Annotated in this window: 8 protein-coding genes; 5 read left to right on the plus strand and 3 right to left on the minus strand. The window is 48.7% G+C overall.

All coding sequences use genetic code 11. From position 1 onward, the window contains the following. Positions 1 to 134: 134 nt before the first annotated feature. Both KW93_RS03175 and KW93_RS03180 read right to left on the minus strand, forming a co-directional pair. Positions 135 to 4,676: an FtsX-like permease family protein gene (locus tag KW93_RS03175; RefSeq protein WP_052131450.1), complete on the minus strand. Its 4,542-nt coding sequence runs from the start codon at positions 4,674 to 4,676 to the stop codon at positions 135 to 137. Then, positions 4,669 to 5,364 (minus strand): ABC transporter ATP-binding protein, encoded by a 696-nt coding sequence (locus KW93_RS03180; protein WP_033541518.1) that lies wholly within the window; start codon positions 5,362 to 5,364, stop codon positions 4,669 to 4,671. The genes KW93_RS03175 and KW93_RS03180 overlap by 8 nt, the downstream gene beginning before the upstream one ends. A 153-nt stretch (positions 5,365 to 5,517) precedes the next feature. On the opposite strand from KW93_RS03180, the gene KW93_RS03185 reads away from it, so the two are divergent. Together KW93_RS03185 and KW93_RS03195 are read left to right on the plus strand one after the other, a co-directional pair. Then, on the plus strand, positions 5,518 to 5,862 hold the full coding sequence (locus tag KW93_RS03185; protein WP_033541519.1) for a hypothetical protein: 345 nt from the start codon (positions 5,518 to 5,520) through the stop codon (positions 5,860 to 5,862). Between the two features lie 379 nt (positions 5,863 to 6,241). Then, positions 6,242 to 6,775 (plus strand): GNAT family N-acetyltransferase, encoded by a 534-nt coding sequence (locus KW93_RS03195; protein ID WP_033541521.1) that lies wholly within the window; start codon positions 6,242 to 6,244, stop codon positions 6,773 to 6,775. Positions 6,776 to 6,985: 210 nt separating this feature from the next. On the opposite strand, the gene KW93_RS03200 is transcribed toward KW93_RS03195, so the two are convergent. After that, complete coding sequence (locus tag KW93_RS03200; RefSeq protein ID WP_033541522.1) at positions 6,986 to 8,197, minus strand: RNA-splicing ligase RtcB; 1,212 nt, start codon at positions 8,195 to 8,197, stop codon at positions 6,986 to 6,988. 309 nt (positions 8,198 to 8,506) lie between these two features. Here KW93_RS03200 and KW93_RS03205 point away from each other — a divergent pair, with 309 nt between their 5' ends. From KW93_RS03205 to KW93_RS03215, 3 genes are all read left to right on the plus strand, one after another. Continuing rightward, positions 8,507 to 9,265 (plus strand): EAL domain-containing protein, encoded by a 759-nt coding sequence (locus tag KW93_RS03205; RefSeq protein WP_235318353.1) that lies wholly within the window; start codon positions 8,507 to 8,509, stop codon positions 9,263 to 9,265. 69 nt (positions 9,266 to 9,334) lie between these two features. After that, positions 9,335 to 10,288, plus strand: a complete 954-nt coding sequence (locus KW93_RS03210; RefSeq protein WP_033541524.1) for a GGDEF domain-containing protein — start codon at positions 9,335 to 9,337, stop codon at positions 10,286 to 10,288. Positions 10,289 to 10,395: 107 nt separating this feature from the next. Continuing rightward, positions 10,396 to 11,067, plus strand: coding sequence for a uridine kinase family protein (locus KW93_RS03215; RefSeq protein WP_033541525.1), 672 nt, complete (start codon positions 10,396 to 10,398; stop codon positions 11,065 to 11,067). Positions 11,068 to 11,102: the final 35 nt, after the last annotated feature.

The raw sequence follows: 11,102 nt of genomic DNA on the forward strand, positions 1-11,102 counted from the left end.
AAGTTGGGAGTAAACCGGCGGAAGTTGAGCGTATTCCATCAAAAGTTGAGCGTAAACGGATCCGAGTTGAGCGTATTTCCAAAACCCACAAAACAAAAACGCCATCCGACAATCCGGATGGCGCTTTTCCTGTTTTATTCCAACTCCAGCCAGCTCTCCAAAAACTCACGGCTGCCTTCACCCAGCTGCTCTTCAAAAAAATCGGCAAACAATTTCGTGTCGACATATCCGCCGAGGCGGAATTTCTCCGTATACGCCGCTAAAAAGCCGAAAGCTGCTTCCGAGCCTCCATTCGCTTCGAAATACTCCTGCAGCAGCAAAGGCGCTTTTCCATAAACGGTCGAATAATATTCGCCTTCTTCAAATTCATCCAGCGCCAGGTTGATGACAGGGGCAGTGGGCTGGTTAGAAACCATGCCTTCTGAAAAAGCGAACGGATCCGGATAGCCTTTTTCCTCCATATACATCGAAGCTGCCCATTCCGCTACACTTTCATCCAGCCAGGCATCCGTATAAGGGTCGCTTGCCACCAGGTAATAAAACCACTGGTGCGCAATTTCGTGAATCAATGTGTGCTCAAAGTCATCCGGACTGCCGTTCACTTCAATGATATTCGGATATTCCATGCCGCCGTCATTGCCGATGATGTCCAGCTCTTCAGCGGGATGGTCGCCAATCTTTTCTTCAAAGAAGCTGAACGCATCTTCTGCCACAGCCAGCATATCCGCTGTGAAATCCTCTCCACCAGCAGGCGCATAAACCCGCAATGCCGTATCGTTCACGCTTGAAGTCGCGGTATGCCAGTCGTCGGGATTCAGGAATGCCAGATAGAAGTCTTTTATATTGTCGCCAGCCAATGTGCCGGAAGACATCGGCAGAACTTCGCCGTCCGGAGCGGAACTCGCGACCAGATAATCGCCCGGCAATTGATAAGCGATTTTGTAGCTGCCATAAGGCGTATGATAGGATTCGCCTTTGCTGTCGTAGTCTTCAATTTTCCAGCCATTGTCGTAATGGCCGAGCATCGGATACCACTGCGCCAAATAGAAATTATTGTCCACCTGCGCCAGCCGGATGCCTTCTTCCGGCAACTCTAACGTATAGTCAATCTTCACCTTTTTCGTTTCATCCGGCGCCAGTTCCTGATCCAATTCCAGTAACAGGCGGTTGCCGTCCAGCTCGAACGGAATTTCCATGCCGTCCGACATGACACTCGAAATGGCCGTTTCGGCTCCGTCTTCCATGTATTCGGGTTTATTGGCATCGGTCAAAGCATTCGGGATGAAATAAAACCCGATATCCTGAAACGGATCCGCCGACTCATTCGTCACGTCGATTTCCGCGCTAATTTTGAAAATGTCCTGCTTGTCCAGCGCCAGATCGATTGAATACGAGGCACTGGCGCCGGGTGTTAATCCACTTGCCGACTCCACCCTGCCAAGCGGAATTTCAACGACGACAGGACTCGGGTAGAAGTCGCCGCCCGCCACAAAGACAGCGCGGTCGAGATCTTTCGGAAGTTCATAGGTCAGGATGGTCGTCATTTTGTTCGGAATCATGAATTTGTGTTTATGCCGCCATCTGTCTTCACCTTCCGTCACTTTCATATCGACGACATAGTATTCATTGGCATTATCATCGACCAGTTTGAAACCGTGCGGCTTGTAAGTTACTGAGCTTTCGGTAAAACCGGTTGTCATATCCAGCGTCACCGTGAAGGAAATCAGGCGGTTCTGCTCACTCGACACTTCGATTCCGGCCGGCGTCTCCACCAGCTCGCCCAACCGGAATTCTTCTGTCGTGTTCGTGCCATCTCCCAAAGTATAAGAGCGGTAGGAGAATTCCTTCAGTTTTGCAATTTCGCTGGTTTCCGGTTCAGCAACTTCTTCCTTTACATCACTTTCCGCTGGCTCTTCTTTTTCAGGTGCTTCGGCCAGCATTTCGCCTTCGGTGCCGTCCACAGCCGTTTCAGAAACGGTGCCGCTGACGTTATTGCCAGGTTCAGGCAGTGTAAACAGGAACAGCGAGAATATGCCGGCGACCAGCGTTGCGCCTGCTGCGCCAATTGCCCATTTGAACTGTTTTTCCACTCTTTTCGAATTGTGCAGCGTCCCGTTGATCGCCTGATACGGCAGAATGCGCGCCGCCTTCTCAGCCGGCAATATAGCGCCGAGCACCCCGGTGACAACGGGAATCAGGAGCGTCAGCGACAGGAAGCCGAATTCCTCTTTCGGCAGCTGGCCGTACATTGCATAGATGATGGCAAGTGCAATCGCCATCCCGATGATGCCCGCGAGAAGACCGGTCAGGATGCCTTCCCACAGGACGAGCGCACGCACCCGGCTGTTCTGCCAGCCGGTCGCTTTCAGCACTGCAATTTGGGCCTGCCGTTCGGAAACATTCTGCCACATGATTTCAGTGGTCGTTAAGATGGCAATCAATAAAGCGACGCCCATCGCCACATAATGCATCGTCCCGACTTCAAGCGCCACGAATTCTCCGAGCCAAGTCGCATAAAGAACGCCTTTCAGTCGGAACGTCACAAAAAGGAAGAAGATGAACAGGCTGGTCGGAACGGCAATGGCAAATACTGACAGCACACTTCGCTGCCACTGTGAGAACAAATTATTGAAACTCATGCCGATGACGGATTCAGACCGTACGATTCGTTTCGAGCGGTGAGAGACCTCACCGGAGCGCATCGATTCAAACGGTTTTATTCGGCGGATCAATGCGATCGGTATCAATGAACCCAGCCAGTAGATGGCGAGTCCGCTGACGCCGATCAAAAATACGCGGAACGCGGAAGTGTCGACACTGCCCGACACGAAAAACGCACCGAGAATAAACCAGCTGATCAGCGCGACAAGGCCACCCAAAATCGTCGCTTCCAAAAACAGCAGTTTGGATAACTGGGAAGGGCGCCAACCTAGTGCCAGTAACACCGCAAATTCTTTCTTGCGCGCAAACAGCATAATGATACTGGAAGCGAATACGTAGACGATGGCGACCAGGATCACGCTGGCGATGACGCCGCTCATGCCGATTTTCGCTTCTTTGAAAATGGAAATGGATGAACCGATTTTGATCCACGGCTGCTGCACCCAGCCGAGTGCTTCTCCGTCGTCAAGCCCCGGAAGATGCGTTAAAGCCAGTTGTGGGGAAGAGCCTAACGTAATGTCGGTGATCAGACCGGTTTGTTTTTCGATTTCAGCGGCCACTTTTTGGAGAAGTGCTTCACTTTCTTCGTCCATCAGCTCGACGCCTTTGACGTTTACACGGATGGCAGAAATCGGCGTCTCGCCTAAAACCTGGGCCGCTGCTTCAAGTGTCGTCAATACCAATGGCGGTTTTGTCAAAAACCCGTAATCATCGTTCGTCGGCTTCATTTCAGCGGGTGGGTTGACCGGATTGTTTTCCGGATCCATCACCCATTGTGCTTTTGCCGGGAAATACGTCTCCATCGGCAATTCAGTCAGAGGATCTTTCGATATCTGCAGCTTCTGCGGATCGAAAACACCGACAAAATCCAATCGCAATTTCGGCCATTTTGAACTGTCGTAGCTGTACGGATTAACCTGGCGGTACATGTGTTTTATTGTCCACGGTGAATCTTCCGGAAGTTCATATGGCTCGACTTCGTAGGTATAAGGCCAGCGTTCAGGGAACGGGCTGGTTACGGGCATATATTTTACCCCAGAAGGCTTCGAGGAGATCCAGGCTTGATCGGGCACCATGCGGATCCCCTCGAAATACGGATTCAAAATCTTTTGGATCAGTTTTTCATGTACATCCGTTGTGTGGTATGTGAAGTCTTTTACCGGAGTTCCTTCGAATCCATCGAGATATTCATCGCCGCCTTTAGTCAGGATATCCTCGGCAATCGCCTGCTGGTCTTTATCAAACGCGAGATCCAGTTTCTCGAAGCTGTAGGTGAGTTTGGCATCGACAAAATCCTGATTACTGATTAACGCCGGAATTTTGTATTCCTGTACCTCGCCCAGCACTTCACCGGTCGGAGCAGAAACATCGCTGTCATTGAAATAACGGCTGAAATCATTGAGGACAATGGCTTCATCCAAGCCGACCATGGCCGCTTCCGCCTCTGGATCAATACCGGCGATCATGACGGAAGTTCCGTAGGATAAATTCGGGATGCCAGGTGAAATGCCGTAATCGATAGCGGTTGCACCATCCGGCATCCAGCCGCCGGCAGTGACATAAGTGGACATTTCGTTCACCTGGATACCGGCCCCCGTATTCGTTTCCTCGCGCAGGATCATCCGGTAGATACCCGGTTCGGTGATATCCGGATCTTCAAGCTCCACATAACTTGTGTTGGAGCCGATCATCGCAATCGGCGCGGCAATTTCGATATCCGCCATCGCTTTAATCTGTTCATACTGCTCAAGCGAAATTCCGCCTTCCAACCCGCTCAGATAATTGGGTTCGAGCAGATTCAAATCTTCTGTGACACTGCGGCTGCCTTCCGGACGCACGACAATATGATAGGAAGACTTCCACCTCTTTTGCAGCTCATCCACGACAGTTCCGTTATTGGCCTGCGTAATGCCGATCAAATAACTGAGTCCTGTACTCAGGATCAAAACGCCGACCAGTAAGAGAATAAAACGCTCTTTATTGCGCCACCATGAATTCCAGATGAAGTTAAGCATACTGGTTTACTTGCGTGTCCGAGACGATTTCACCGTCGCGCATCTCAATTTTGCGATTGGCGCGGTCGGCGAGTGCCGGATCATGCGTGACAATCAGGACACCGCATCCTTTCTCCTGATTCAATTGCTTCAGCAGCTGAAAAATCAGTTCACCGGTATCCGAATCGAGGTTGCCGGTCGGCTCATCCGCCAGCAGCCATTTCGGTTCGTGGACGAGCGCTCGGGCGATGGCGACGCGCTGCTGCTGGCCGCCGGACAGTTGGGAAGGGAGGGAATTCGCTTTATTCTCCAGTCCGACCATTTTCAATAACTCCAGCGCACGCTGCTTTTTATCGTAGCTGACTTTGCGCCCGAACAGCGGCGACATGATGTTCTCCAGCGCCGTCAATGTCGGGATGAGATGGAATTGCTGGAAGATGAAGCCGATGTTCTCGAAACGGAAATCGGCGAGCTGGCGGCTGTTCCGTTTATGGATGGGCTGATTTTCATGCAGCAGCTCGCCGGCACTCGGTTCGTCGAGTGTGCCGATGATGCTGAGCAGCGTCGACTTGCCGGAACCCGAAGGCCCGATGATGGAAATGAATTCGCCTTCCGTGAGCACCAGATTGATATCATTCAACGCGTAAGTCTCCACTCCGTCACCCTGAAACGCTTTCGTCAATTTGCGGCATTTGATTGTTCGGTTCACTGGTATCGCCCCTTATATATAGTTGGTAAAATTTATCTATACAAAATATACCAAAATTATGCAGAGGGAAGTATAATAGATTGAACTTTTGGTAAAATTTATCGAAACCAGGAAATAGTCATAAATTTGTTTAGTTAACGAGGAGAGAAGCCCTTGAAAAAAATACTTTCTATTTTATTGATTGCCGTAGTAATTTTCGTTCTTTACCAGCACCAGAAGCCCACTCTCAGCACAGAAGAAGCGGTTGTTCAGGCGTATGAGCATCTGAAAAATCCGCCTTCGGAGTTTCTGAAGAGTCTACCGCCAATTCAAATCGAACTGGATGACATACCGGGAGAAAACATACAGCTGCAGATGCGTCCGCAGGGTGAGTTCCCTGGACGTCTGTTTAACCACCTGCAATGGGAAGTGACGATAAGTTATGAAGATGTTGTTCCCACTATCGTGATGGATGCAGTTACCGGAGAAATTTTGGATATAGTTGGTCCGTTGAATTAAAACTCATTGAGCTTCTGGCAATGAAAGCTTGAAAAACTGATTATAATTTTCAAAGGAAGGAGAAGAGTTATGTTCTTTTTATTTTTCGTAGTATTACCTGTTTTGATGACGATTGAACTCGTGTGTATCGTGAAGAGTAGAACCTGGGACTTCAAAGGTTTTCCGTTGTTTTTATTTATCCTGAATTCACTGGCTATGAGTTATTTGCTTATTCTGTTCATAGAGGCCACTTCTTATTATGGGCAATAAATAACTTTGTGGGATTAGGCAGTGGGGTGGAGAATTTATTCTATAGAAATCATACATAAATAGTCGCTTTATTAATTCGGACTGTACAGAAGGCACCGATTGCTTAAAATTCATACTAAAGGAGACATATATGATCATCAGAAAAGCGAAGTTAACTGACGCCCGTGGAATCGCCCGCGTTCACGTCGACAGCTGGCGTGCCACGTATCGGAACATTGTCGCCGATTCGTATTTGGATGGGCTGACGTATGAGGCGCGCGAACGATTATGGAATGAGAACCTGAAAAACGATAATAATTACGTGGCCGAAGATGAGAATGGCGTGATCACCGGATTTGCAACCGGTGGCAAGGAGAGGACCGGGGAGTATGCAGACCTTGAAGGGGAGCTGTACGCCATCTACATCCTGCCGGAATTTCTCGGGCGCGGCATTGGCCAGCGGCTGGTGGAACGCGTGGCTGAAGATCTGATGAAACAGGGTATGAATTCCATGCTTGTATGGGTGTTGAAGGATAACAGCTCCCGTCAGTTCTATGAGGAAATGGGCGGTCGGGAAGTGGACAGCAAAACGATCAGAATTGCCGGTAAAGATCTGGTTGAAGTGGCTTATGGCTGGGAGGATCTCAGCCAACTAATAGGGAGCGGCCAAAAGGCGTCTCAATAAGTGGATGCTGTGATGTTTTTATTTCATTTCGAGTAATAATATGTCGTGCAGAACCCTTCGAAAAGCCGATTGGAAATAAACCGGTCCGAGTTGAGAATAAAAAAAGCGACCAGAAAATGCCATCCGAAAATCCGGATGGCGTTTCTGCTGTCATTTTTTAATTCTTTCTCAAGCAATGGCCAGTTTTAGGAGAAATCTTGATGGTACCTCTTACTTCCCGCGCCATCCCACAAACTCTGCAGCTTTGAAATTATAAAGCGGCCTTAAAACAGACTGGATTTCGATTGTGTCCTGGGTGTTGTCGATGATTTCCTGCATTGTTTTGTAGGCGAACGGCGATTCGTCGATGGTGTCGGCGCTGACGCTTGTCGTGTAGACGCCTTTCATTGTAGCCGTGAAATCGTCCAGGTTGAGCTGCTGCTTCGCTTTTGTCCGGGACAGGATGCGGCCGGCGCCGTGCGGACCGGACTGGTTCCAGTCGTCGTTGCCTTTGCCTTTCGCCAGCAGCGAGCCGTCGCGCATATTGATGGGAATCAGCACCAGCTCGTCTTTTCGTGCGGAGATGGCGCCTTTTCTCAAAATCATGTGTTCGAGGTCGATGTAATTGTGGACGGTATCGATGCGGCCGACTTCCTGGAAAGCCATGGCCTCCATCAATTCCTGGACCATCGCCGCGCGGTTCCATTTCGCATAATCCTGGGCAATCTTCAAATCGTTGAAATAATCTTCCATCCCGGTTCCCTGCAGATAAGCCAAATCATTTGGAACGACAGGTGCTGCGGATTTAAAGGAACGGATTGCTTCATTGATTTCTCTATGGCGGCCTTCCACTTTCAGCTGTGCAATCAATTCATTGAGCCTTTCCTTGTCCGTGCTTAAACTTTCGATTGCTTTCTTTTGGTGATGGTTCGCCACTTTTGTGCTAAGATGGCGGCTGCCGCTGTGGATGACGAGGAATAGCCTGCCATCTTCGGTTTCATTCATTTCAATAAAGTGATTGCCGCCGCCCAGCGTGCCGAGTGACAGAGCGGCCGTCTCTTTCGAAAAGTTCGCCAGCACCCGGTCGAGCTCGATATGCTTCATGTAGTCATGAGGGGATGTGCGAATCGATTGTCCGGAAGGCACGAGCGCCTGGACCGCCGCATCAAGTTTCGCAAAATCGACGTCCGTCTTTTGAACTTCCACACACAGCATCCCGCAGCCGATATCGACGCCGACGAGATTGGGAACGACGCGGTCCGTCACTTTCATCGTCGTGCCGATCACCGCGCCTTTGCCTGCGTGGCAGTCCGGCATGATGCGGACATTCGCTTCTTTCGTCAGCTCCTCATTCAAAAACTCCTCAATCTGCGCAACCGTCACGTCATCGATATTATTCGTGAATACTTTCGCGTCACTGTATTTACCTTGAATAATCTTCACATCAACCCAGCTCTCTTTCCTTAAATAGCTTTTATATAGGATATTTCCTTTTATTAGAAATGTATAGAGAAATTTTTGAGAAATAAAATCTCTGCTTCTCCCTCAATTCTTTACAGTAATTTCACAATGTCTTAACAATAAAAATCTATACTGGGAATATAGTAATGGACCGAACATTACTATAGTACCGATTCTGAATTTATTACAAAGGGGACGGACACCATCAGCTTCAGTAACGCAATCAAATTCATCAATTACATAAATAAAAATCAAAAAGCTCTTTACGAAGCGAGCTGCAAGGATATCGAAGTGAAAAATCTGATAGCGGGGGAAGAGTTCAACACGGCTTTTCAGCCGATTCTGTGCCTGGCGGAAGGGGAGACGATCGGCTTTGAAGTGCTGAATAGGCCGAAAAGCACGAATCATTTCCCGACGACAGAAGATTTTTATTCGTATATCGGCAAAACCAATAATGTTTTTAAGATAGAAGGCTTTCTGCGGAATTTGTCATTGAAGCGATATGCAGAACAGGTCAAGGTGCCGGACAGCCCGGAAGACGGGTTGATTTTCCTGAATGTCCAGCCGCAGGTGTTGATGGACACGGCTTACCGGAGCGGCACGACACTGGATTTATTGGAGAAATACGGAATTTCGCCGGACCGGGTGGTGTTGGAGCTGACGGAAAAAGAGGCAGTGACAGATTACGAAAGCTTTGAGAAAATTATCGATAATTACCGCAGGCAGGGGTTTCGCATTGCCATCGATGATGCCGGGACCGGATACAACAGCCTCAAGACGATTCTTTCGCTGAAGCCGGAATTCATTAAAATCGATAAGTTCCTGATCAGGGATATTCACCTGCAGCCGGCGCAGCAGCAGTTGGTCAGTCTGCTGATGGAATTTGCTTCTCAATCCGATACGTTTATCGTGGCAGAAGGAATCGAAACCGTTCAGGAATTGCGGTTTTTGAAAACCCTGGGAATCCATTATGGTCAGGGATATGCGCTTGGACGGCCAGCACCGGAGCTGAAAAGAGGAAAAATGGAAGAATACGCTTTAGCCTGGTAACAGGTTTTATTCATGTTAAAAGTCAAAGGATGAATAGGTAAATCAAATGCAAAAGGAGAATTGGCGGCTATGACGTATATAGGTGAGATTGCGCAGGAGATCTTTTGTGTATCGCACGATGTCCCTTGTGGTGATGTGGATCAGCTGTTCCAGGAAAACCAGGGGCTGCAGGGATTTGTGGTAATAGCGGAAGATAATTCCGCCGGACTGATCACCCGCACGAGTTTCTATCAAAAAATGGGTACACGCTATGGCTACAATCTGTTCCTGAAAAGACCTATACAGCTTCTGGCCAATAATTCTCCGCTGATCGTCGACTATTTCGCATCTGTCATCGAAGTCAGCAAACAGGCAATGGACCGGCCGGACGAGGAAGTATATGACGATGTCATCATCAAGAAGGAAAATACGGTCTTTGGAACTGTCAGCATCAAGGAATTGCTGTTGAAAGTTGCAGATATTCAGGCTGACGTTGCCCGTTACCTCAATCCGCTTACGCTTTTACCGGGCAATTACATCATTGACGAGAAACTGGAAAACCTGTTCCGGCATCCGAATGATTTCACTTTTCTCTATATCGATCTGGACCGGTTTAAACCGTATAACGATCTGTATGGTTTCCGGAAAGGCGATGAATTCCTGCAATCGACTGCCACCATCCTGAAGGACTGCTTCCCGGCTCCAGACTGCTTTATCGGGCATGTCGGCGGAGACGATTTCATCGTCATCCTGAATCATTTCGAATTTGAAAATTATTGCAATGATGTCATCCGGATATTCGATGACAAAGTCCGCTATTTTTATACAGAAGAGCATTATGCGAATAAAACCGTATTGAGCGAAAACCGTGCAGGGGAAATGGAGGCGATTCCGCTTGTCTCCATCTCGATTGCCGTTGTGAAAAATGACCCGGGCCGCTTCAGTTCTGCCGAGGAACTGGTGGCCGAAGCGACCCGGCTGAAAAAGATCTGCAAGATGAACAGCGGCAGCTGCTACTATATCGAACCTTCTTTTGTGTCGTGAAAGTGGTTTTCGGATAATTTAGTTCATGTATAATAAAGGAACTAAATTTGAGGTGCGGCAGCTTTTATAAAAAGCGAGCCGCATGCTTTATCTGGCGGGTGCAGAAAATGGATGAATTGATGGAAAAGCTTGTGGATTGGATAGGGTCGAAAGAGGACAGGCTGGTAATCGGCGTATCAGGCCACGGAGGAGCAGGGAAGACTACTTTTTCTGGCCAGCTTCTTGAGCGGCTGGGGAATGAAAACGTTAATTACCTTAACACGGATCCTTATATTGTTTCTTCGGATATCCGGAAGAATGCCTTGATCGACTATACATATGAAGGTGTGAACCATCGCTATAAAATGACAGCGTGCCACCCTGAAGCGCATCATCTGGGGGCTTTGGAGCGGGATGTGCGGATGGTGAGGGAGGGACTCGATTTCTATACAATCGATGTCCATTACCTGGAGCGGGAATTGATAACTTCCGGCAAGCAGGTGACCATCATTGAAGGGATGAGCACGGCTTTTATTGATCCAGAGCTGTTTGATCTGAAAATTTATTTTTATACAGATGGCGACACGGAATTCGCGAGGAGATCGTCGCGCGATATCGCGGAAAGAGGAATGGAGCTGGATTATTTGAAAGCTTCGCATGACGAACGGCGGATTCAGTACGAACTTTTCATGCATCCGTACAGCAGCAATTTCAATATCGTCATCAAGTCGGAGGGGGAGCGGCAGTTTGTGGAGAAAGTGGAGTTTGAGTTTGGTGAGTATGCGGCGGAGAATGAGTGATTTTTGGGGAGGAAACGGCTGAACGCAGAAATAAT

The organism is Planococcus sp. CAU13 (assembly GCF_000775575.1).
GTDB lineage: Bacteria > Bacillota > Bacilli > Bacillales_A > Planococcaceae > Planococcus.